At 71.5% G+C, this 21,895-nt stretch carries 23 protein-coding genes, 2 pseudogenes and 1 riboswitch; of the genes and pseudogenes, 9 read left to right on the forward strand and 16 right to left on the reverse strand.

The features are described 5' to 3' along the window. Positions 1 to 15 precede the first annotated feature (15 nt). From ACQ95T_RS17540 to ACQ95T_RS17565, 6 genes and pseudogenes are all read right to left on the reverse strand, one after another. Positions 16 to 867, reverse strand: a complete 852-nt coding sequence (locus ACQ95T_RS17540; RefSeq protein WP_431473186.1) for a glycosyltransferase — start codon at positions 865 to 867, stop codon at positions 16 to 18. Next, the gene (locus ACQ95T_RS17545) at positions 864 to 1,154 is read right to left on the reverse strand and encodes a hypothetical protein (RefSeq protein WP_431473187.1); all 291 of its coding nucleotides are present in this window, start codon (positions 1,152 to 1,154) and stop codon (positions 864 to 866) included. The genes ACQ95T_RS17540 and ACQ95T_RS17545 overlap by 4 nt, the downstream gene beginning before the upstream one ends. Continuing rightward, the gene (locus ACQ95T_RS17550) at positions 1,151 to 1,747 is read right to left on the reverse strand and encodes a hypothetical protein (RefSeq protein ID WP_431473188.1); all 597 of its coding nucleotides are present in this window, start codon (positions 1,745 to 1,747) and stop codon (positions 1,151 to 1,153) included. The genes ACQ95T_RS17545 and ACQ95T_RS17550 overlap by 4 nt, the downstream gene beginning before the upstream one ends. A gap of 17 nt (positions 1,748 to 1,764) precedes the next feature. Beyond that, complete coding sequence (locus ACQ95T_RS17555) at positions 1,765 to 2,217, reverse strand: glycosyltransferase family 2 protein (RefSeq protein ID WP_431473189.1); 453 nt, start codon at positions 2,215 to 2,217, stop codon at positions 1,765 to 1,767. Further along, positions 2,210 to 4,342: a glycosyltransferase gene (locus tag ACQ95T_RS17560; protein ID WP_431473190.1), complete on the reverse strand. Its 2,133-nt coding sequence runs from the start codon at positions 4,340 to 4,342 to the stop codon at positions 2,210 to 2,212. Before ACQ95T_RS17560 ends, ACQ95T_RS17555 begins: the two co-directional genes overlap by 8 nt. 124 nt (positions 4,343 to 4,466) lie before the next feature. After that, positions 4,467 to 4,622: pseudogene (locus ACQ95T_RS17565) on the reverse strand (hypothetical protein); the annotation flags it as partial. Positions 4,623 to 4,684: 62 nt separating this feature from the next. Here ACQ95T_RS17565 and ACQ95T_RS17570 point away from each other — a divergent pair. Then, the gene (locus ACQ95T_RS17570; RefSeq protein WP_431473191.1) at positions 4,685 to 5,014 is read left to right on the forward strand and encodes a Wzz/FepE/Etk N-terminal domain-containing protein; all 330 of its coding nucleotides are present in this window, start codon (positions 4,685 to 4,687) and stop codon (positions 5,012 to 5,014) included. 4 nt (positions 5,015 to 5,018) lie between these two features. Further along, positions 5,019 to 6,152 (forward strand): polysaccharide biosynthesis tyrosine autokinase, encoded by a 1,134-nt coding sequence (locus ACQ95T_RS17575; protein WP_431473192.1) that lies wholly within the window; start codon positions 5,019 to 5,021, stop codon positions 6,150 to 6,152. Between the two features lie 29 nt (positions 6,153 to 6,181). On the opposite strand, the gene ACQ95T_RS17580 is transcribed toward ACQ95T_RS17575, so the two are convergent. Then, positions 6,182 to 6,397: a hypothetical protein gene (locus ACQ95T_RS17580; protein WP_425942184.1), complete on the reverse strand. Its 216-nt coding sequence runs from the start codon at positions 6,395 to 6,397 to the stop codon at positions 6,182 to 6,184. A gap of 205 nt (positions 6,398 to 6,602) precedes the next feature. Between ACQ95T_RS17580 and ACQ95T_RS17585 the strand changes: the two genes are divergently transcribed. Beyond that, a complete protein-coding gene (locus ACQ95T_RS17585; RefSeq protein ID WP_431473193.1) occupies positions 6,603 to 6,845 on the forward strand; it encodes a hypothetical protein in 243 nt (80 codons plus the stop codon). A 131-nt stretch (positions 6,846 to 6,976) separates the two neighbouring features. After that, complete coding sequence (locus ACQ95T_RS17590; protein ID WP_431473194.1) at positions 6,977 to 7,924, forward strand: glycosyltransferase; 948 nt, start codon at positions 6,977 to 6,979, stop codon at positions 7,922 to 7,924. A gap of 359 nt (positions 7,925 to 8,283) precedes the next feature. On the opposite strand, the gene ACQ95T_RS17595 is transcribed toward ACQ95T_RS17590, so the two are convergent. Together ACQ95T_RS17595 and ACQ95T_RS17600 are read right to left on the reverse strand one after the other, a co-directional pair. Continuing rightward, positions 8,284 to 8,907, reverse strand: a complete 624-nt coding sequence (locus ACQ95T_RS17595; RefSeq protein WP_431473195.1) for a thiamine ABC transporter substrate-binding protein — start codon at positions 8,905 to 8,907, stop codon at positions 8,284 to 8,286. Beyond that, positions 8,840 to 9,493: a hypothetical protein gene (locus ACQ95T_RS17600; protein WP_431473196.1), complete on the reverse strand. Its 654-nt coding sequence runs from the start codon at positions 9,491 to 9,493 to the stop codon at positions 8,840 to 8,842. The genes ACQ95T_RS17595 and ACQ95T_RS17600 overlap by 68 nt, the downstream gene beginning before the upstream one ends. After that, positions 9,494 to 9,599, reverse strand: a riboswitch (TPP riboswitch). It abuts the gene before it with no gap. 37 nt (positions 9,600 to 9,636) lie between these two features. Between ACQ95T_RS17600 and ACQ95T_RS17605 the strand changes: the two genes are divergently transcribed. Then, on the forward strand, positions 9,637 to 9,921 hold the full coding sequence (locus ACQ95T_RS17605) for a DUF4235 domain-containing protein (protein WP_425942189.1): 285 nt from the start codon (positions 9,637 to 9,639) through the stop codon (positions 9,919 to 9,921). A gap of 55 nt (positions 9,922 to 9,976) precedes the next feature. Here ACQ95T_RS17605 and ACQ95T_RS17610 read toward each other — a convergent pair whose 3' ends face one another. The 3 genes from ACQ95T_RS17610 to ACQ95T_RS17620 form a co-directional block, all read right to left on the reverse strand. Further along, on the reverse strand, positions 9,977 to 11,512 hold the full coding sequence (locus ACQ95T_RS17610) for a sugar transferase (RefSeq protein ID WP_425942191.1): 1,536 nt from the start codon (positions 11,510 to 11,512) through the stop codon (positions 9,977 to 9,979). A 276-nt stretch (positions 11,513 to 11,788) separates the two neighbouring features. Continuing rightward, on the reverse strand, positions 11,789 to 12,106 hold the full coding sequence (locus ACQ95T_RS17615; RefSeq protein ID WP_431473197.1) for a hypothetical protein: 318 nt from the start codon (positions 12,104 to 12,106) through the stop codon (positions 11,789 to 11,791). Continuing rightward, positions 12,072 to 13,049, reverse strand: coding sequence for an ATP-grasp domain-containing protein (locus tag ACQ95T_RS17620; RefSeq protein WP_431473198.1), 978 nt, complete (start codon positions 13,047 to 13,049; stop codon positions 12,072 to 12,074). Before ACQ95T_RS17620 ends, ACQ95T_RS17615 begins: the two co-directional genes overlap by 35 nt. A 71-nt stretch (positions 13,050 to 13,120) precedes the next feature. On the opposite strand from ACQ95T_RS17620, the gene ACQ95T_RS17625 reads away from it, so the two are divergent. Both ACQ95T_RS17625 and ACQ95T_RS17630 read left to right on the forward strand, forming a co-directional pair. Continuing rightward, entirely contained in the window at positions 13,121 to 14,551 is a 1,431-nt protein-coding gene (locus tag ACQ95T_RS17625) for a polysaccharide biosynthesis tyrosine autokinase (protein ID WP_425942195.1), read from the forward strand. A 3-nt stretch (positions 14,552 to 14,554) separates the two neighbouring features. Beyond that, a complete protein-coding gene (locus ACQ95T_RS17630; protein WP_425942196.1) occupies positions 14,555 to 15,439 on the forward strand; it encodes a hypothetical protein in 885 nt (294 codons plus the stop codon). A 49-nt stretch (positions 15,440 to 15,488) separates the two neighbouring features. On the opposite strand, the gene ACQ95T_RS17635 is transcribed toward ACQ95T_RS17630, so the two are convergent. After that, entirely contained in the window at positions 15,489 to 17,015 is a 1,527-nt protein-coding gene (locus ACQ95T_RS17635) for a penicillin-binding transpeptidase domain-containing protein (RefSeq protein ID WP_431473199.1), read from the reverse strand. On the opposite strand from ACQ95T_RS17635, the gene ACQ95T_RS17640 reads away from it, so the two are divergent. Together ACQ95T_RS17640 and ACQ95T_RS17645 are read left to right on the forward strand one after the other, a co-directional pair. After that, positions 16,994 to 17,365, forward strand: a complete 372-nt coding sequence (locus tag ACQ95T_RS17640; RefSeq protein WP_431473200.1) for a hypothetical protein — start codon at positions 16,994 to 16,996, stop codon at positions 17,363 to 17,365. The two genes, ACQ95T_RS17635 and ACQ95T_RS17640, sit on opposite strands and share 22 nt — an antisense overlap. Positions 17,366 to 17,937: 572 nt before the next feature. Then, positions 17,938 to 18,348, forward strand: a pseudogene (locus ACQ95T_RS17645) (RDD family protein); the annotation flags it as partial. Positions 18,349 to 18,489: 141 nt separating this feature from the next. Here the strand turns inward: ACQ95T_RS17645 and ACQ95T_RS17650 are convergent. The 3 genes from ACQ95T_RS17650 to ACQ95T_RS17660 are packed head-to-tail and all read right to left on the reverse strand — an operon-like array spanning position 18,490 to position 21,879. Beyond that, positions 18,490 to 19,773 (reverse strand): phenylacetate--CoA ligase family protein, encoded by a 1,284-nt coding sequence (locus ACQ95T_RS17650; protein ID WP_431473201.1) that lies wholly within the window; start codon positions 19,771 to 19,773, stop codon positions 18,490 to 18,492. Between the two features lie 28 nt (positions 19,774 to 19,801). Beyond that, on the reverse strand, positions 19,802 to 20,662 hold the full coding sequence (locus ACQ95T_RS17655) for an ABC transporter ATP-binding protein (protein ID WP_425942203.1): 861 nt from the start codon (positions 20,660 to 20,662) through the stop codon (positions 19,802 to 19,804). Further along, on the reverse strand, positions 20,659 to 21,879 hold the full coding sequence (locus tag ACQ95T_RS17660) for an ABC transporter substrate-binding protein (protein WP_425942205.1): 1,221 nt from the start codon (positions 21,877 to 21,879) through the stop codon (positions 20,659 to 20,661). The genes ACQ95T_RS17655 and ACQ95T_RS17660 overlap by 4 nt, the downstream gene beginning before the upstream one ends. Positions 21,880 to 21,895 lie beyond the last annotated feature (16 nt).

A 21,895-nucleotide genomic window follows, 5' to 3' on the forward strand; every position in this document is an offset into this window, starting at 1 on the left:
CCGGCCGCGCCGGTGTCAGGACCCGCAGCCGCGGTAGATCGCCAGCTCCCGAGCCCCCACGCTGCGCCAGGAGAACGGCCGGGCAACGTCCACCAGGCGGTCCCGGGAATCCTCCTCCGACCGCAGCACCCGCACCACCGCGCGGGCCAGCGCACCTTCGACGTCGGGCCCGTTCGGGACCACGCACCAGGGGTCCACGACGGTCTCGGGGATGCCGCCGACCGCCGTCCCCACGACCGGCGTGCCGGCCGCGTAGGCCTCCATCATCACCGTGGGCCCGCCCTCGGCCCGGCTCGGCAGGACCAGCACGTGCGCCTCCCCCATCTGCCGGGCCACCTCTGTCTGGTCCAGCCGTCCCAGGAACCGGACCGTCGGACCCGTCAGCTCGCGGTGCAGCGCGCCCTCCAGGGTCCCCGCACCGACCACGGTCAGGCGGGCCTCCGGCAGGGCGTCCTGCACCCCACGCCAGATGGCCGGCAGGCGGTCGGCCCCCTTGACGTGCTCGAGGTTGCCGACGTAGAGCACCGTGGGGGCGGCCGCCCGCGGGGACGGGCGGAAGAGGGACAGGTCGACACCGTTGGGGACCACGTGGGCCCGCGGGTGCGGGGGGACGAGGGAGTGGGCCCGGTCCTTCAGGGCGGTGCTGACGTAGACGGTGGCGCAGGCTCCGGCGAGCACGCGGCCGTAGAGACCGGTCCGTCGCGGCATGAGCAGGTTGACGTCGGTGCCGTGCATGGTGACCACGTAGGGGACGCCCAGCCGGCCGGCCACCGCCTGGGCGACGAGACCGGCGGGCAGGTCGTACATGCCGTGCGCATGCACCACGTCCACGGGTCCGGTCACGGACGCCAGCACCGACCCGGTCACGGCGTCCAGCCACCGTCCCCCCGACCGCGTCTCCAGCCGTCGCCGGCGGGCGTGCGCGGTCCCAGGGGTGCCGTCGCCTCCCGGAAGGGCTCGCTCGGAGGATCCTCCACCTGACGACCCGCCAGCCTCCGCAGCACCTGCGCCGTGGGGGTCCACGTCGGCCGGAGGGCGACCGGCACGACCTCCACCCCGTGGGCCACGAGCGCGTCGAGGCGGGAGCGGATGAACGTCGCCGCGTTCGGCACGCCCGACGTCGGGTAGATGTTGGTCAGCAGCAGGACCCTCACGACCGGCCCCCCCGCCCCGTCACCCGGCGAGCCGCGGAGCGTGCCGCCACCCACGACCGGCGCACCGCCGGGTAGCGGTGCCGCGCCGCGAGCAGGAGCGCGGCCCGGGCGGCCGTGGCGGGGTCGTGCCGGGCCAGGCCGACGGCGTCCCTCCACCGGGCACCCTCGAGGGCCTGGCGCAGCCATTCCTGCCTCTCGGTCGCGTCGAGGGGCGCACGCGCCGCGGTGCCCGCGACCGCCAGGTGCCACTCGCGGTAGCGGAACACCCGCAGCGCGGCGTCCACCGCGGAGTCCGCTGCTGGACCGGCGGGGTGGGTCCTGGCCAGGACGGCGACCCGCTCGGCGATGCGTAGGGACTCCCGCAGGGTCGACAGCTCGGGATGGCGTCCGGTCGTCAGCGAGCCCGGCCGCCGGACGTGGTGGAAGAGCACCTCGGGAAGCAGGCATGCCGTGGGTTGCGCGGCCATGCGCTCGACGGACCCGGCGAAGTCGGACCGCGTCCGCCGCTCGGGGAAGGGCGCCTCCCCCAGGACGGCCCGGGCGAATAGCTTGTTCCACAGGTAGCCGCGCAGGCGGCCGTCGAGGATCGCCACGCCGATCTCCCCGCCCCTCAGCAGGGGGTGGGGCGCGGCACCGTGCCCAGCAGCTCGCGACGGCGACCGTCCTGGTCGACGAGGTCGGCCCCGCACCCCACGACGGGCGCGCCCGAGGCGAGGTGCGCGGCATACAGCGCCTCGACGATCCGCGGGTCCCAGCGGTCGTCCCAGTCGACGAACCAGACCAGCTCCCCCGCGGCCCGCCACAGGCCCAGGTTGCGCGCGGCGGCCACCCCCACGTGCCCGGGCGTCGTCAGCACCGTCGTGCGCAGGCCCCCGAGGTCGGTGCGGCGCAGCAGCTCGGGGGTGCCGTCGGTGGACCCGTCGTCGACCACGACGAGCTCGTCGGCGTCGGAGAGCGTGGCCCTGACCGCGGCGAGGCTGGAGGCCAGGCCCGGACCCGGGTCGCGCACGGGAAGGACCGCGCTCACCCGCACGCGACCTGCTGGGCGAGTGGTCTCAGACACCGAGCACCCCCTCCCAGGCGGCCAGCGTGGCCGCCGCGTCGAACTCCCGCCGGCGGCGGTCGTCCGCGGCGAGGAGTTCCGACGCTACCTGCGGGGTGGAGAACCGCCGCAGCGCCGTGCCGATCGCGGCCGCGAGCGCGGCAGGGGTGGGGGCCGTGAGGACGCCGGGCACGAGGTCCGGGACGAGCGCGTCCATGACCGGGGCGTCGGTCGCGACCACCGGGAGCCACTGCTCGGCCGCCTCCAGCAGGACGTAGCCGAAGGTCTCGGAGGCCGAGGGGTGCACGAGCAGGTCGCTGTCGGCCATGAACCCGGCGGGATCGGCGACGTGCCCGTGCCAGGTGACGCGGTCGCCGACGCCGAGCCCCTTCGCCAGCTCCTGCAGCCCGGCCACCTGCCCGCCGCCCACCATCGCCAGCCGCCAGTCCACGTCCAGGAGCGGCAGCGCGCGGACCAGCACGTCGTAGTTCTTCACCGCCCGCGCCTCACCGAGCGCGAGGAGTCGGGCGGGGCCGTCCGCTCGGGCGGGCGGCGGGGCACCACCCTGCGGGGTATGCCGCCGCGCCCCGGGCGAGCGCGCCGGCAGGTCGAGCAGGTTGGGCACGACGAGGGACTCCACGCCCCAGCGCTCGCGCAGCGTCGAGGCGACGGGGGCGCTGACGCTGACGACCCCGGCGCAGCGCCGGTATGCGCGGGCCACCGCCTCGGCGCGCAGGCGGAACAGCCGCCCCGTGACCAGGCGCCGGGGCGTGACCGAGTGCTCCCACGCCACCGCGGAGCGGAACCGCCAGGGCGCCGCCAGGAGCAGCTGCGCCCCGGCCCACACCCCGGTCACGACCAGCACCTCCCTCCCGGCCGCGGACCGCAACCGCCGGCGCAGGGACCTGCGGGTCCGGCGCTCGCTCCCCGCGTCGAGGCAGGTGATCCTGACCCCGGGCACGCGCAGGGGGCCGGGGTCGTGCAGGACGAGGACCTCGACGTCGTGCCGTTCCGCGAGCGCCGCGGCCAGCCGCAGCAGGGCGTTCTCCATCCCCAGGCGGGGCGTGAGCACCGTCGCCAGGAAGGTCACCCGCCTCGGAGACAGGGACGACGCCGGCGCGGCCCGGCGTCTCATCCGGTCTCCTGCACCATCGGCGCCCGTCCGCCGTGCGGCCGGCGCAGCCAGACCACCAGGGCGACCCACAGCGCGACGGCGAGGGCGGCTCTCGGAGGCGAGCGTCGCCCAGGCCGCCCCCCAGACGCCGTACCGGGGGATGAGCCACAGGTTGAGCAGCACGTTGCCCGCCAGGACCACCACCTGGATGGTCGTGCGCACCCCCTGCCACCCGATCCCGGTGAGCACGTCCGCCGGCAGGTAGTGCAGGCAGCGCAGCAGCACGACGACGGCCAGGACACGCAGGAGCGGCACAGATTCGGCGTAGGACTCCCCCAGGAGCGGGACCAGGAGGGCCGCGCCGCCGACCATGGCCGCCACGACCACCGTGCTGTAGAGCAGCGCCGGCCCGGCGACGGCCCTGACGAAGGGCAGCATCTCGACCGGTCCGCCCCTCGCGTGCCGGAAGATGCGGGGCCAGGCCGCCCCCAGCGTCGCCCGCACCGGCAGCCAGGCCGTGTCCACGACGCGGTAGGCCGCGCCGTAGAGGCCCGCCCCGACCGGACCGTCGATACGGCCAAGCATCACCTTGTCGACGTCGTTGTGCGCCGCCTGGATGCCGATCCCCACGCTGAAGAGCGCCGCCTCCCGCCAACGTCCCCGGAACGGCGCCAGCCCCAGGACCGGCCGGCCGACCGCCCGCACCGCGAGGACCAGGCAGACCACGCCGGAGACCGCCGAGCTGACCACGAGCGCGAGGACCCACGTCCCCAGGCCGACCGGAGTGGGCGAGAGGACCAGGGCCACGGCGGTGAGGAGCCGCAGGGCGGGCACGAGGACCTGGCAGAAGGCGGTGACGTGCATCTCCTCCCGCGCCACGAATACCGAGGAGGACAGGTCCGCGGCCCGGGCGAAGACGAACTCGGCGAGGAGCAGCCCGGCCACGACGGCCAGGCCCGTCCCGACCGGGACCAGGAACGGGGACAGCAGGAGGAGCAGCGCACCGACCAGCACCGAGCCCAGCAGGCTCATCGTCAGACCGGCGCCCAGCCAGTGCCGGGTGGTGCCCGGGTCGGTCGCGCCGTACTTGACGATGAGCGCGCCCGAGCCCCAGGGCGGAGAACGGCGCCGCGATCATGATGAGGGCGGCGACCGCCGTGAGCCGGCCGAAGGACTCCACCCCCAGCGCCCGCGTCGCCACCACGAAGTAGACGGCCGTGATCGGCACCCGCAGGACCTGGCCGATCAGCAGGGCCCCGACGTTGCGGGCGAACCCGCGGTCGAGCCGGTGGGGGGGCACGTGCGTCATCATGCCGGATCACGACCCCCTGGACTACGCTCCGGATACGACGAGCAGGACTCGGGAGGTCGGTCATGGAGCTGCACGACTATCTGCGCGTGCTGCGCCGGCGGTGGCGCTGGATGGCCCTGGTCTTCGTGCTGTGCGTGGGCGGGGCCGTGACCGCGACCAACCTGACCACCCCGGTCTACCGGGCGACGGCCCAGCTGTTCATCTCCACCAGCCCCGCCCAGAGCAGCGTGGCCGACCTTGCGCAGGGGAGCTCGTTCACCTTCCGGCAGGTGACCACCTACGCCGACATGGTCACGGCCCCCGGTGGTGCTCGAGCCGGTGGTGAGGCAGCTGGATCTGGACGTGTCACCGGAGGCCCTGGCAGGCCGGATCAGCACGTCGGTTCCCAATGACACGGTGCTCATCAACATCAGCGTCACCGGGGAGGACGGAGAGCGCGAGGCCGAGATCGCCAACGCCGTCGCCGAGCAGTTCACCCGCACGGTGGCCGACCTGGAGCAGTCCGACGGCGAAGGTGTCAGCCCGGTGAAAGCCTCGCTCATCCGGCCGGCCAGGGCCGCCACCGTCCCGGTCTCGCCCAACCCCTCCCGCAACCTCGCCCTCGGTCTGAGCCTCGGCCTCATGCTCGGGGTGGCCGCGGCCGTCCTGCGGGAGATGCTGGACACCCGGATCACCGGGGCGAGCGACGTCCAGCGGGTCAGCGACCGGCCCGTCATCGGCGGGATCACCTTCGACCGCAACGCGCCGCGCAACCCGCTCATGGTGCAGGACGGCGACTACAGCCCCCGGGCCGAGGCGTTCCGCGCCGTCCGCACCAATCTGCAGTTCATCGACGCGGCCGAGCAGCCCCGGGCGCTGCTGTTCACCTCGTCCCTGCCCGGTGAGGGCAAGTCGACCACCGCGGCCAACCTCGCGCTGACGCTTGCGGCGTCGGGCGCGTCCGTGTGCGTGGTCGAGGCCGACCTGCGCCGTCCCAAGCTGCTGGAGTACATGAGCCTGGACGGCACCGCCGGCCTGACGTCGGTCCTGATCGGGCAGGCCTCGCTCGACGACGTCCTGCAGCCCTACGGCGACCACCTGACGGCGCTGGGCGCGGGCGCGATCCCGCCGAACCCCAGCGAGCTGCTCGGCGGGCCGGCGATGCGTGCTCTCATGGACGACCTGCGGTCCCGCTTCGAGTACGTCGTCGTCGACGCTCCTCCGCTCCTGCCCGTGACCGACGCCGCGGTGCTGTCCAAGGTCGTCGACGGCACGATCGTGGTGGTGGGGTCGGGCATCGTGCGCCGGCACCAGCTGGCCCAGAGCCTGGCCACCCTCAACAGCGTGGACGCCAAGGTGCTGGGCGTGCTGCTCAACCGCCTCCCGTCCAGCGGGGCCAGCACCTACGGCTACTACCACGAGTACGGACCCTCAGCAGCGACCGATCCGCCCCGGCACGGTCGGCGCGAGCGCGCCGCCCCAGGACGCGAGGCACGGTGGTGGAACCGCCCCCGGCGCACCGTCGAGACGGTGGGCGACCAGGCGCCCTGACCCGGGTGTCTCGGACCGCCGTCGCCCCCCTACGCGCAGCGCCCGTCCTCGCCGTCCCGCCCCTCACCCCTCGCGCCGCGCGACCGCCGGTCGTCGTCGCCGGGGTCCTCGATCTCGCTCCGGGGGTCCAGCCACGTCCCGGCCCCGCGGATCACGTCGCGTGCGTGCCGGGCGGAGAGGGCCAGGACGGCGACGACCAGCAGGACGAGGACGATGACGACGGCGACGACAGTGATGGTGGGCACGCGACCCTGAGCCTCCCCGAGAAGACCGTGAGCTTGACCCGCGCAGACTATCTCCCGGCGGGCCACCGTCACCACGGGCACCAGGAGGAACCCGCAAGGTCCGGCGCTCCCCACCCCCGTCGCCGCCCGACCTCCCTGCGACACAAGTGTGAAAAAATATGCCCTCAGTCCACGCTCTGGGGAGACGACCGTGACACGTCTAGTGGTGAAGATGAACGACCGAGGCAGCTGGGAGGTGCTCGACGACACCGGCCAACGCCTCTTCCACGGCGACAAGCTGCGCGCCCAGGGGTACGCGCGCCGTCGCTGCGCCGACGGAGGCGGGACCGTCACCGTGGTCAGCCGCACCGAGGAACAGCTGACGGAGTATGCCGTCGCACCCGCGGTCGAGCAGCAGCGCGGGCGGGGGAACCCCTTCTCGAAGCCCAGCCGCGACCGCAGGCGCTAGCCGCGACGGCCCGACAGCCCACGACCCACGGGGCCGCACCACCTCACCCCGTCGCGATGTCCGCCCACTCCCGCAACCAGGTCTGGCTACAACACTTACATGGCTTTGCCGCAAACCGTGGTTGGGTTCCGGTGGACGACAGCGATCAGCAGAGAGGACGTCTCGTGAAGGACGTTGTGTTGGTCTGGTTTGAGTCGGCCGAGCCTGGAACGGCCGCAGGGCAACATCTGGAGGGAACTCTTCAACGGCTCGATGAGGCGGCAGTGCCCGTTGCACACGTCGTCGCGCAGACCGGAGCTTCCAGGCCCGGATGGATCGCGAGAGTCAAACGCCTAGCGCTTATGCAGGTGAGGGCCGTCCGGGCGGGCGGCCGAGAGCGGCTCCTACTGGGTCGTATGCACCCTGCCAGCCTTCTGCCGGTCGCGCTCCAAAAGCTGCGCGGAGGTTCTGTCGTACTGATGGTCCAGGGGAACACTGCCGATATGCACGCGGCTTACCCGTTCACGGCTAGACTGCCAATAGAAACGTTATTCATCAAGCCGACGATCGCCATGTCTACGTCCCTTGTCGCACCGAGCGCTGGGATCTTGGATTGGATCAATCATGATCTGGGACTGACGACCCCGCGTGGGTTCGTTCTCGAAAATGGGTTCAACGGCGATAGCGTCGCTGCAGTGTCACCCATCTCCACGGAGGAGTTGGCACAGATGGGCCTTCGGCATAATGGTTTCGTCGTGTTTGTGGGGAAGTTCGCCACTTGGCAGGGAATCGACACGATTCTAGCGGCTCTCGATTCCGAGCATTGGCCTGACGACCTGCCAATCGTCTTCGTGGGCGATGGGGCGGACGAGCCACTGGTCGTGGCTGCCGCGGCTAGAGACTCTCGCGTTCACTACGTAGGACGGGTGAGCGCTGAACGAGCATTAGCTTGGACTGGAGGTGCGGCCATGTCTTTGGCTGTGCGAAAAGCCGGCCCAGCTTCTGAACGCGGGGTGTCCCCCTACAAGGTTCTCGAGGCTGCAGCGCTGGGAACGCCGGTCGTGGCAACACGGGTGAGGGGCCAGTCAAGCAATGGTTGAGGCCCTCGAGAGCGGCGTGCTGATCGATCCCGACGACCCTCCCGCTCTTGCAGAAGCCATTCAACACTTGTGGCATGATCGCGATCTGCGCGAACGACTAAGTGTTTCGAGTAGGCAACGTTCTGGGGCCTACACGTGGCGAGCGGGCGCTCGGGGGCTCGTGGCGGCCCTTCAATCGGCGGGATGGCATCGGAATGAGTAAAGCCCTTTCCGTGACCTTGGTCGCCCGACTCCGGACGGGGTATGCCGTCGCACCCGCGGTCGAGACGTAGCGCAGGAGGGGGGAGCCCCTTCTCGAAGCCCCGCCGCGACCGGCGGCGCTAGCCACCTCGGCCCGCCAAATCACGGAGCCGCGACACTCACCCAGTCGCGATGTCCGCCCACTCCCGCAGCCAGGTCTCCCGCTCCTCCTCGATCTGGTCGGGGTGCACCACGATCGGGTCCTCGGCCACGGCCGCCCACTGCGCCCACAGCTCGGGCAGCGCCACCTCCTCGTCCACCGGGAACATGAACATGTTGTCCGGGATCGAAGCCTGCACCTGCGGACTCACCAGCCAGTCCACGACCGCCTGCGCACCCTCAGGGTTCTGCGCCCCCTCCAGCACCCCGGCGTACTCCACCTGCCGGAAGCAGGTCTCCATAAGCGCCCGCGTCGTCGGCTGGAACCCACCCTCGGGGATGGTGAACGGCGGCGAGCTGGCGTAGGACAGCACGATCGGCCGGTCACCACCACCCCCGCCGGCGGTGAAGTCCACCGTGTAGGCGTCGGTCCACCCGCTGGTGACCTTGGCCCCGTTGGCCATCAGGTCCTCCCAGTAGCCCTGCCACTGCCCCGGCCCGAACTCCCCGACCGTGGCCAACAGGAACGCCAGCCCCGGCGAGGACGTGCTCGCCCCCGGCGTGACGAACAGGTCCTCATACTCCGGCTCCGTCAGGTCGGTCAGCGTCTCCGGCGGGGCGATGCCGTTGTTTGCGAACCACACGTCGTCCACGTTCACGCACGCACACGTCACCGAAGTCGACCGGGGTCAGGTATGCCGCGCCCCCCTCCAGCGCGTGCTCCTCCGCCGACTCGGGCAGGTCCGAGGGGGTGTATGCCGCGAGCACCCCCTCGTCGACCGCGCGGCTGGCATACGTGTTGTCGATCCCGAAGACGACGTCCCCGATGGGGCTGCCCGAGGTGAGGACCAACCTGTTCGTCAGCTCGCCGGCGTCGCCGGAGGACTGGATGGTCAGGTCCCAACCGGTCTCGGTTTCGAACGCGGCGACCAGCTCCTCGGGGACGGTAAAGGAGGAGTGGGTGACGAGCACGACCTCGTCGGTGGTGGGGGCCGCCGCGGTCCCGGTGCTGCGGTCCGCGTCGTTGCCGGAGGACGCGGTCGCATTGTCACCGTCGAGCCCCGAGCCGCCCGTGGCCGTCCCCTCGTCTGCCGGGTCCTGGGTCGGCGCGGGCGCCGGTGCTGGGCTCGGCTCCTCGTCACCCCCCAGCAGGGTGCACGAGCTCAGGACCAGGCCGGCGGTGGCGCTCAGAGCCAGGGCGCGGAGGGTGGACCGGTGGATGGGCATCATCGAGTCTCCTTGTCGACTTCCTTCGCCGGTGCTAACCGGTGCAGGTTCGAGGGTCTGCGGCGGGTGCCGCACTCTCAGCGCTCAGGGCGCTCCCCTGTCGTTTCCGTTATCCACGCTAGCACCGCTGTGGCAGGATCGCTCTCATGGGTAACCTCGTCGCAAAGCTCGCCACCACCGCCGCCGCGATCGGCGCCAGCGTCGTCGCCCGCAAGATGACGGACGGCACGTGGAAGTTCGTCACCGGCAAGGACTCCCCCAGCAACCCGGAGGACCCGGACATCGACATCAAGGAGGCCATCGCCTTCGCGGTGCTGTCCGGTGCGGTCGTCGGGATGGTCCGGATGCTGGCCAACCGCGAGACCACCAGGGTGGTCGCCAAGGGCCAGCGCAAGAGCCCCAAGCAGCTGGCGGACGAGACCAACAAGTAGCGGATAGACCGCCTAGGAGAGGTCCCGGCGGTGACCCAAAGCCCCGCCCAAGCGTTCAGTAAGCGCTGTTCTCGTCGGGCTTGAGCACGACCTGGACGGTGCGCCACAGGATCATCAGGTCCAGCACCGGGGTCCAGTTCTCGACGTAGTAGAGGTCGAGGCGGACCGACTCCTGCCAGGAGAGGTTGCTGCGCCCGCTGATCTGCCACAGGCCGGTCATGCCCGGCTTGACCAGGAGTCGACGATGGGTGGCCGCCTCGTAGGCGGCGACCTCCCGCGGCAGCGGCGGGCGCGGCCCGACCAGGCTCATGTCGCCGCGCAGCACGTTGATCAGCTGGGGCAGCTCGTCCAGGGAGTGGCGCCGGATGAAGGCTCCCACCCGCGTCACCCGCGGGTCCTCGGGCACCTTGAACATCGGCCCGGCCCCCTGGTCCACCGCCCGCAGCGTGGGCAGCATCTCCTCGGCCTGCACCACCATGCTGCGGAACTTCAGCATCGCGAACGTGCGTCCGTCACGGCCCACCCGCTCCTGCCGGAAGAGCACCGGACCGCCGTCCTCGCCCCGCACCGCCAGCGCCACCAGCCCCATCACCGGAGCCATGACCACCAGCACCGCCACCGCCGCCATCCGGTCCACCACGTTCTTGGCCACCAGCTGCGGACCGGCGAACCGCGGCGACTCCACGTGGATCAGCGGCAGACCCTGCACCGGACGGGTCAGCACCCGCGGCCCGGCCACGTCCATGATCCCCGGCGCGACGACCAGGTCGATGTCGGTCCCCTCCAACGCCCACCCCAGCCGGCGCAACCCCTCCTGGCCCAGCCCCGCGGAGGAGGACACCGCCACCACGTCCACGTCCATCTCCAGCGCCTTGACCAGCACGTCGGACTCCGGCCCCAGGACCGGGACCCCGGCGACCCGGCCCTCGCTGGCACCGTCCACACAGGCCCCCAGCACCTGGTAGCCCGCGTCCGGCGCCCGCCCCAGCGCCACCACCAGGCTGGCCACGTGGTCCCGGTCCCCCACAAGAAGCACCCGGTCCGAGAGCGCACCCTCCCGGCGCCGGCGCACCAACCATCGGCGCGCACTCCAGCGGGCCACCAGCAGCAGCACCGTCCCCAGCGGGAAGGCCAGCACGACATACCCCCGGGCGAAGTCCGCCTTCAGCGCCAGCGCGACGATCGCCACGATCGCGAACAGCCAGGTCGAGGCCTGGAACACCTGCTTGTACTCCTGCACGCCGTGCCCCACCAGGCGCCCGTCGTAGGAGTTCTGCAGGTGCAACGAGGCCATCCACCCGGCCATCAGCGCCAGCGAGACGGTCGTGTAGCTCACCGCCCCGAGCGCGCTCTGCAGCTCGCGCCCGTCGGTCCCGAACCTGAACAGCTGCGCCGCCACGACGGCCACCGCCACCACGAGCAGGTCGGCCACCCGCACCACCGACAGGTAACCCGTCAGGTACCTGCGGGCCTGGGGCAGCCCCCTCCGTCGCCCACCCTGCAGTCCGTCGGGGACGACGAAGAGCGGCGTCGGGGCGGACCCGACGCCGAGACCGTCGCGAGCCCCCTGCGGCTCACGCGGGATCTCCACCGAAGAAATCAAGAAAAGTTCCCATCTACCCGACCAGGCCGCCCCACGGCGGTCTCACCGGACCGCCAGCCCTTTACCCGTGCAATACCTGGGATAGTTAACCAGCCGGTAGCCATTGGGTCCAACTGCGGCATCCTCATCACTAGGCCTCAGGGTGATGCCGCCCCCATGTGGGCTGTGGCTGGCGGTGGGGGCGGCTTGGGGCCATCGCGTTGTCGGTGTCCCGGCCCCATCGGTCCCTACACCGCCCGTACATCCCCTCCGCCCTGAGACGCTTCACCCCTCCCGCGGGCCGAGGCCAGTCTGATCGGTCACCCACATCCCCGTCAGCCCGCGAAAGTGCGCGACGAACTGCTCGTGCTCGTGCTCCGGGTAGGTTGCTTTGACCGTCTCGACCAGCAGCCGGTCGAAGTCGTCCGAGCTGACCCACTCCAGCACCCGCGCCGGTAGGTAAGGCAGGTTCCGCTCGCACCACTCCCAGTAGCGGTCGGTCTCGAACTCATCGTCCGCCAACTCGCGGTAGGCCTGCATCTTCTCCGCGTAGCTGCGGTCCGGGTCGTCAGCGATGTCGAAGTAGGCCCGAGGCGAACGCACCCCGATGAAGGACCGGCGGCCGGTCACCATGCAGTAGGTCGACCAGCGGACGAGCGCGGTGATCGCCCATGGGAAGTAGTAGTGCAGCGAGGTCAGGGCGACGTCGGGGCAGGCGTTGGCGTAGTCGATCGGGTGGACCTCGTCGCCCTTGACGAGCATCTCGCAGCTGTTGAACTCCCAGCCGAAGAAGGCGTTGACCACCTTGCTCACCGTCTCGGTCTCCCACCCGGCCTGCGGGGAGAGGAAGTCGTGGGTGACGGCATACCTGCTGTGCATGGGTTCGCCGGGGCGGAAGTCCATCACCATGGTCTCCGGCCCCGATGGACAGCGCCCGGGCGAAGTGGTCGTAGTCGACGGTGGCCTGCAGGTGCATGAGCATCTTGTCGGACTCGTCGTAGGACCGGTGCAGGTCGTCCACGTTGTCGACCCGCGACACGCCACGCCAGCCACCCCCGTCGAAGGGCTTCATGTAGAGCGGGTATCCGACCTCCTCGGCGATCTTCTCCAGGTCGAACGGGTCGTTGTAGCGCGAGGAGGTGTAGGCCCAACGCACGTTGTCGACGGGGTTCTTGTAGGGCACCAGGACGGTCTGGGGGATCTTCATGCCCAGCCGCAGCATCGCGACGTAGGCGCTGTGCTTCTCCATGGCCTGGAAGGTGAACGGGCTGTTGAGCAGATAGGTGTCGTTCATCAGCGACGCCTTCTTGAGCCACTCTCGGGGGTGGTAGTACCAGTACGCGAGGCGGTCGATGACCAGGCCATGGCGCACCGGGTCGGTGAGGTCAAAGGGGTGGATGCGCACCCGTTCGCTCGAGATCGTGTGCGTCTGGCCGCCCGCCTTGAGCGGGCCGACCATGCCGAGGATGGTCTCGAAGGCGCGGGGCCAGTCCTCCTCCGCGCCGAGCAGCAGACCGATGAGGTGGGTGCGCACGTCGTTCGCCATGGGGGAACGCTACCCGGTCCGGTAGGTTGGGCGTCGTTTGGCCGATCGTCCCACCGAGCCCAGGATCGTGAATGGAACTGTCTGACTATCTGCGCATCGTCCGGCGCAGCTGGCGGCTCGTCGTCGCCGTGCTGCTCGCGACGATCGCGGTCGCCGCGCTGCTCACGGCGCTGGCGCCGCGGGAGTATCGTGCGGAGGCCGAGCTCTTTATCTCGACGGCCGCTGGAGACAATGTTTCAGACCTCGTGCAGGGCAGTTCGTTCACCCAGCGGCAGGTCGCGACGTATGCCGACATTGTCACCACGCCCGCTGTGCTGGGACCGGTGATCGACGACTTGGGTCTTGACTTATCGGCCAGTTCGCTGGCGGAGCAGGTGACAGCGACGGTGCCACTGAATACGGTGCTCATCGACCTCGCCGTGATTGATCGCGACCCGGAGCAGGCCGCGCAGATCGCCAATAGTGTCGCCGGCCATCTCACTGAGACGGTGCAGGAGCTGGAACGGGTTTCGGACGACGCCCAGAGCCCGGTCAAGGCAACGGTCGTGCGGCCCGCCATCGCGCCGGAGTCCCCCGCCAAGCCCGATCCGCTACTTAACCTCGCCCTCGCCACGGTGCTGGGAACCCTGCTTGGGCTAGTACTCGCCGTGCTGCGCGATCTGCTGGATCGCCGCGTCCGTGGGGAATCCGACATCGCCCGGGTCACTGAGGAGCCGACGATCGGCGCGATCTCCTTCGACAAGGACGCCCCTGCGCACCCCTTGGTCATCGAGATAGACCCCCACAGCCCCCGGGCCGAAGCATTCCGGGCGCTGCGGACCAACCTGCTCTACCTCGACCCGGACGACCAGCCGACAACCTTCCTCATCACTTCGTCGGTCCCTGGGGAGGGCAAGAGCACGACCACTGCGAACTTGGCGCTCACGATCGCCGAGACCGGATCGACGGTCTGTCTCATCGAGGGCGACCTGCGCCGTCCCCGGCTACTTGACTACATGGGCCTGGAGAACGCAGCCGGCGTCACCGACGTCGTCGTGGGACGGGTCGAGCTCGCCGACGTGCTGCAGCCCTACGTCGAGGGCCTCTACGTCCTCGGCTGCGGCCCGATCCCGCCAAACCCGAGCGAGCTGCTCGGGTCAGACGCGATGCACCGTATGCTGGAGCGGCTCAGCACGGAATTTGACTATGTGCTGATCGACGGCCCGCCGCTCCTCGCCGTTACGGACGGCGCCATCCTTTCCACGCTGACCGACGGTGTCCTGGTGGTGGTCGGAGCCAACGTCGTCCGACGGGACGAGCTGGAGCGGGCCCTCGGCACGCTTGAGCGAGTGGGCGGCAAGCTGCTGGGCCTGGTCGCCAACCGTCTGTCGACCAAGGGCCCGGACGCCTACAGCTACTCCTACGGCAACTACCGCCCCGACACCGAGCTTGAAGGCCGCGGACGTCGGCCCCGGTCACGGAAGGCGCGGCGCGAGACGCAGACGCCGGTCGCCCAGGGCTGATCGATGGAACTGTCGACCCGCAGCCAGAACGCGCTCATCGCCGGTCTCGCCGCCCTGGCGGTCGCGAGCTCGGCCTATGCGGTGTGGAGCGTCAACCGTCCGCACCCCTCGCTCGACGGGCCGGCCGGGCAGGTCGCCGGATGGGCCTCGACCGCGGAGCCGGACGGCGCCGCAGTGACCACCGGTGTGGGTGAGCAGGGCGCCGACGGTGCGGCTGTCACGTCGTCCGACGGTGCGACTCGGACGGAGGGCTCGGTCGAGATGGCCGCGCCTACCACCGACGCTACGGATCCCGCTGACCGTGCGACGGTGGAGGCCTGGGTTCACGCCTGGTCGGACGAGAGCGACCTCCTGGTGATCGGCGACGGCTACAGCAACATGCCCACGCAGTGGGTGCAGCTCTGGGGCGATGAAGTCGGGAGCGACCGCCCCGTCACCATCCACCACTGGGGTGAGGCGGCGGACGTCACCTTCAACGACCCGATCGTCCTGTCCGAGGAGGACGGTCCTCAGCTGACGATCTGGAGCGCGAGCCGGGACGGCACGTCCATCGCCGACGCCGCCGAACGGGTCGACCGGTTCGCCGACGAGGCGGGCGACGTGGACGCGGTCCTGGTCTCGCTCGGCATGGACAGCGAGGACGAGGACGTCGCCGCCTCGCTCGACACGCTGCTGGCCGAGGTGGACGCGATCGACGAGGACCTGCCCGTGCTCGTCGCCGTCGCCCCTCCGGAGCTGTACGGGCCGGGCGTCGCCGACGAGATCCTCGCCTGGGCGCAGGACAACGCCGACCGGGTGGCGGTCGTCGACCTGTCCACCATCGCCTCCGACGACCCGACGGCCGAGGAGTGGGCGCTGGCCTTCGCCGAGATCCTCATCGAGGGCTGAGGACGGCCCCGCTGGTCGACGCACGGGTGGCCGGCCCACCGCATACCCGTCAGCCCACCGCCTCCGTCAGGAACGCGTCCATCAGCGGTCCGACGGTCGTCGAGCCGAACTCCCCCTCCTCCACGAAGATCGCCACCGCCAGGTCGCCCTGGACGGCGACCATCCACACGTGTGTCTGCGGCGGGTCCTGCGTGCCGAACTCCGCCGTGCCGGTCTTGGCCAGCACCGGCTCGCCGGGGTTGTCGGCGAGCATTGAGGCGCTCCCCTCGGTCACCACGGCCCGCATCATCGTGCGCAGCCCATCGGCCTCCTCGGTCGAGAGGCCGCCCTCCGGCTCCGGCACCTCCTGGTCGAGGACCACGCGCGGCACCAACGGCCCGCCCTCCGCGACGCTCGCCGCCACCGCCGCCATCGCGGCGGGCGAGGCCAGCACCGAGCCCTGCCCGATGAGGCTGGCGGCGTGCTCCGTCTGCGAGGCCGCCTCTTCGGGGGGGACGCTGCCGCTGAACGCCGTGACCGGCATCTCCCACACGGCCCCGATCCCCAGGTCCCGCGCGGCCTGCGCCAGCTCCTCCATCGGTATGCGGTCGCGCTCACCGATGAGCGCGGTGTTGCAGGAGTTGGCCATCGCCGTCACGAGCGGGATGTCGCCCAGCGCGGCCTCGGGGTAGCCGGTGACGTTCGTGAACTCGTAGCCGTCCACCACCAGCGACGGCTCGCACCGCACCGTGGACTCGGGCGTCAGGCCCTCCCGCAGGAGCGCGAGCGCGGACGCGATCTTGAACGTCGAGCCGGGCGGGTACTGGCCGGCGAGCGCAGTCGACGTCCCCTCGGACCCTGGGCCGTTCGCCAGGGCCAGCACGTCGCCGGTGCTGGGCTGGAGCGCCACGAGGGCGCTCGCCGGCCCGACATCGGCGAGCACCTCCTCGGCCAGCTCCTGCAGGTCGGTGTCCAGCGTGACCTGCAGGGGCTCGGGCTCCACCCCCTCGCGATCCAGCAGCTCGGAGCCCTCGCCGGTGTCGGGGTCGACGGCCGAGACGCGCAGCCCCGGCTCGCCGCGGAGCTGGTCGTCGAAGGCCGACTGCAACCCCGACAGCCCGACCACGTCGCCCAGCGCGTAGCGCTCCGGGTCGGAGTCCACGAGCTCGGCGGTGACCTCTCCCACCGTGCCGAGCAGGGGCTGGGCGAAGGTCCGCGTCGGTCCCAGCACCTGGGTGGCGTCCAGGGCGACCGCACCGGGGATCTCCTCGGTGGCGGCGACGAGACTGTCCCCCTCCTCGTCGCTCTGCCGGTAGGTGATGAGCCGGACGAAGGCCTCGGGTCCTGCGGCGGCGACGGAGGCGGCATACCCCGCCGGGTCGGTCCCGGCCGCCTCGGCGAGCCGGCGGGCGGACTCCTCGACCTCATCGGCCCCGACCTGGGTCTTGTCGATGCCGACGTGCCAGACCGGCCGGGAGGTGGCCAGCCCCTCGCCGTCGCGGTCGAGATGTCGGCACGCGGCTGCTCGGTCTCCTCCAGGTCGAGCACCTGACCGTCGGGCACGCCCAGCAGCGCGTGCTCCCAGGTGGCGGTCCACTCCTCCTCGACGACCTGCATCCGCACCGGCACCTCGCGCACGAGGTCGTCGCCCTCGCCGGGCAGGTCCAAGGTCAGCTGCAGCCGTCCCTCGGCGGTGTCGTCCTCCTCGGTGACGTCGAGCACCTGCACGTCGAGGGGCACCTCACCGAGCCCGGCGTACGCCTCCTCACGCTGGGCCTGGACGTCGGCGGGGACGGCGTCCGCCATCGGCACCGCGTCGAAGGTCCCCGTCTCCAACGCCGCGGCCACGGCGGCGGCGACCTCCTGGGGCGAGCCCTCGACCGCCGGCTCGCAGGCCGTGAGGACGAGGGCACCGACGAGGCTCACGGCGAGGGCAGGACGGCCTAAGGCCGGGCGGCTGAGGTGCATCTGCACACCGAAGCAGGTCGACCGGTCGCGGGACAAGGTTGTGGCGCAGATGCACCGTCGACGACCTGGTATCCGGTGCACACCCTTGTCCGTGCAGGGCTGGTGCAGCAGGCCGGCGGCACCCTTCCCAGGCCCGCGGAACCTCGCTACGGTGGCGGTGGCCGACGTCGACGGGGGCTCGGCCCGCGGCGTCTCCTCCTGAGCACCGGGGCGAGCCGTGGCAACCAGGACGAAGGAGTGCATGCACGATGACGGATCCGATGTCGCCACAGCCCAGGCCCGAGGACGAGCCCACCGAGGGTGCCAGCGCCGCGCCGCCGCCTCCTCCCGGGGGCTACCAGCAGGCGCCACCACCCCAGAGTGGTCACCAGCAGCCCCCGCCGCCGCAGGGCGGCTACCAGCAGTCCCCACCGCCGCCCTACCAGCAGCCATCGCCGCAGGGTGGCTACCAGCAGCCCCCACCACTGTCACAGGGCGGCTACCGGCAGGGCACGCCGCCGCAGGACGGGTACTACCAGCAGCCGGGACACCCCGGCACCCAGGCGGGGGGCATGGTGGGGCGCCCCGCCGAGCTGCTCGACCGCTTCCTCGCGCGGCTCATCGACCACGTCATCCTGCTTGTCGTCAACTTCGTCCTCGTCTCCTTCGTCGTCGTCGGGTCGCTCATGGGCGGGTCCGGCGGAATGTTCGGCGGCGGAGGCAACTTCCTCACCGGGGCCGTCGGCTCGGTGCTCGCCACGGCGATCTACCTGGGCTACTTCGCCTACCTGGAGTCCAGCCGCGGGCAGACCATCGGCAAGATGGTCGTCAAGCTCGAGACCCGGGGCGCGGGCGGCGGTCGCCCGACGATCGAGGAGGCCGTCAGGCGCAACATCTGGGTCGCCCTGACGCTCCTGGGCATCCTCCCGTTCGTGGGCGGCTTCCTGGCCGGCCTGGCCCAGCTCGCCGCCATGATCGCCATCGCGGTCGGCATCAGCAGCGACACCGCCGGGCGGCGGGGCTGGCACGACAGGTTCGCCGGGGGCACCCAGGTGTCAAGGTCGGCTGACGGCCCTCGTCCAGGCGCGGGAAAGGGACGCGGGCGCGGCCCCCTCCACCGGCGGTCAGCTCCAGTCCCGCACGTCCACGACCGGCCCGTCGCCCGGCGACAGCGCCTCGACCACCTGGACGCGGGTGCTGAAGCGCAACCCCTCGCGCACCCGGTCGGCCACCCGGCGGGCCAGAGCCTCGCCTTCGGGCCCGGTGGTCGTCGCGCCGGCGCCGGGCTCCCCGCCGCTGGCGGCGGCGGGCACCACCTCGCACCGCAGCTGGTCGACGTGGTCGACCCGCTCGATGACGAAGCGGTAGTCGGCGACCCCCTCCACCCCCTCCATGACCGAGGCGACCTGGCGCGGGTGCAGGAACATCCCCCGCACCTTCACCGCCGCCCCGGTCCGGCCCAGCACCCCGCGCAGCCGCAGCGAGCCGTCCGGCCCCAGCGTCCACCCAGACAGATCACCCGTGCCGAAGCGCACGAGCGGGTAGTCGCTGCGCAGCAGCGTCACCACGACCTCCCCCTCAGTCCCGTCGTCGACCGGCCGCCCGGTGCCGATCTCGCACACCTGCACGTCCACCCCGTCGGCCAGCACCATCCCGTGCCCGGCCAACGGGTCCTCCCCCGCCGGCTCCCACGCCAGCAGCCCCGTCTCCCCCGTCCCGTAGGCCATCCGCGCCGCCGGCACCCGCTCGGCGATCACGGCCCGCAGCGACTCCGGCAGCGGCTCGGCCGTCATCAGCGCCCGCTCCAGCCGCCAGCGGTCGGCCGCCACACCCTCGAGCCCGTCGAACCGCTCGATCAGCGCCTTGAGGTAGGACGGCAGCCCGACGTACCCGGTCACGCCCAGGTCGGCGAGCGCCCGCGCCTGCAGGTCCTGGTTGCCGATCCCGCCGGGCACCACGGCCGCCCCGACCGAGCGCACGCCCTGCTCGAGCATCGCCCCGGCCGGCGAGAGGTGGTAGCCGAAGCAGTTGATCACCACGTCCTCGGCGCCCACGCCCAGGTCGGCCAGCGCCTGCCCCCACCGCCAGTCGGCGCCCTCCAGCTGCGGCTCGTAGAGCGGCCCCGGCGACTGGAACCACCGCGCCACGTCCGCGTCCGCCGCCAGCATCCCCCCGTGCGGGGGGTCGGCCTGCTGCCGCCGCTCCACCAGCTCGTCCTTGGACAGCACCGGCAGCTGCCCCAACACTTCGGAGACGGCATGCCCTGCTTGGAAACTGTCCGGCGTCAGACCCGCCTCGGCGAGCCGGGCGGCGAAACCCGGCACCCGCTCGGCGGCCCGCCGCAGGCTCTGCTCCAGCGCGGGCGCGAGGGCCTCCTCACGAGCCTTGAGGGCAGCCTGGATCGACATGGGTCACTCCTTGTGGAAGGTGGGGGGTCTACAGCCAGCGCTTGCGGCGCTTGTAGTGCTTGACGTCGCGGTAGCTCTTGCGGCTGCCCTCGTCGCCGAGGCCGAGGTAGAACTCCTTGACGTCGGGGTTCTCCCGCAGCTCGGCCGCGGGGCCCTCGAGCACGATCCGGCCCTGCTCCATGATGTAGCCGTGGTCGGCCACCTCCAGGGCCCGCCGGGCGTTCTGCTCGATGACGAGCACGGTCAGCCCGGTCTCGGTGTGGAGCCGCTTGATGTAGCCGAAGATCTCCTGCACCAGCAGCGGCGCCAGCCCCAGGCTCGGCTCGTCGAGCATGAGCAGCGTGGGCCGGGCCATCAGCGCCCGCCCGATGGCGAGCATCTGCTGCTCGCCGCCGGAGAGGTAGCCGGCGACCCGGGCCCGCATGTCGGCCAGCTTGGGGAAGAACTCGTAGACGACGTCCAGGTCCTGCGCCGACTCCTTGCCCGAGCGGGTGTAGGCGCCGGCCACGAGGTTCTCGGAGACCGAGAGGTGCTCGAAGACGTGCCGTCCCTCCATGCACAGGCTCATCCCGCGGGTGACCCGGTCGGAGGCCTCGATCCGCGTGATGTCCTCGCCGCCGAAGTGGATCGACCCGTCGGTGACCTCGCCGCGCTCGCTGGGCAGCAGCCCGGAGACCGCCTTGAGCGTCGTCGACTTTCCGGCCCCGTTGGAGCCGAGGAGCGCCACGATCTTGCCCTCCGGCACGCCGAGCGAGAGGCCGCGCAGCACGAGGATGACGTCGTCGTAGATGACCTCGACGTTGTTGAGGACGAGCAGGTCGCCCGTGCCGGGGCCGCCCCCCGGCGCAGCCGAGGCTGCGCCGGGGGTGGCTCCTGCGGTGGTGCTCATGGCGTGGCGCCCGCCTCGACCTCGACCATCTGGCCGCCCTCGGCCATGTAGATGCCGGCGCTGGTGGAGCCGCGGTGGGAGTCGGCGGAGAACTCGATGTTGCCCTCACCGATGACGCCGCCGGTGTCGATGGCGCCCATGGTCTCCAGGGCCTCCTTGATGGCGGGGCCGGTGATGTCCCCGTCTTCGGCGGCCTTCTCCATGCCCTCGGCCATGACGTGCATGACCATCCAGCCCTGCACCCAGGAGGTGCCCTTGCTGGCCGGGTCCTCGCCCTGCTCCTCCAGGTAGGCGGTCATCTCCTCGTGGCCGTCCTTCTCGGAGGTGATCGGCGCGAACGGCTGGATGAGCATGTGCCCCTCGGCGGCCTCCTCGCCGGCGGTGGTGATGAACAGCTCGTTGCCGCACCAGTTGAGGCAGACGATCTTCATGTCCAGGTTCTGGGCCGCGATGTCCTTGGCCACCTGCGCCGCCGGGGAGGCGACGTTCTGGATGACGATGTACTCCGCGCCCTGGCTCTGCGCCTGGGAGAGCAGACCGACGTAGTTCTGCTGGCCGCCGGGCATCGCGTAGGCCTGGTAGCCCAGGTCGAGCCCCTCCTCCTCGACCCACGCCTCGCCGTCGCCGACGGGGGCCTGGCCGAACGGGCTGTCGTGGTGGAAGACCGCGACCTCGGCGCCGCCGCCGGAGTCCTCGTTGATCCAGTTGAGCGCGATCCGCATCTGGTCGGAGTAGGTCGGCGCGACGACGAAGTTGTAGGGCGCCTCCTCCGGGTCGGTGAGGCTCTCGGCGAAGGAGCCGGACATGAACGGCAGCTCGTCGGCGGCGACCTTGGTGTGCAGCGCTTCGGTGTCGCCGGTGCCCCAGCCCTGGATGGCCACGACGCCGTCGTTGACGTACTGCTTGTAGAGCTGCTCGGCCTGCGGGACCTCGTAGGCGTAGTCGTTGGAGATCGGCTCGAGCTCGCGGTCGGCGACGCCGCCGTTGGCGTTGCGCCACTCGACGTAGGCCAGCATGCCCTCGTTGTAGGGGGCGCCCACGTCGCCGGTCGCGCCGGTGAGGTCGGCGATCATGCCGACGCTGATCGGCTCGCCGGAGTCTCCGCCGGCGTCACCGCCGCCGCCACCGTCTCCGCCGTCGTCGCTGCCGCAGGCGGACAGGCCCAGCGCCAGCGCGGCGAGGGAGGCGACGAACGCGCCACGTCCAGTGCTCTTCATGGTGTTCTCCTTGTGG

It is taken from the genome of Ornithinimicrobium carbonis (assembly GCF_050703245.1).
GTDB lineage: Bacteria > Actinomycetota > Actinomycetes > Actinomycetales > Dermatophilaceae > Ornithinicoccus.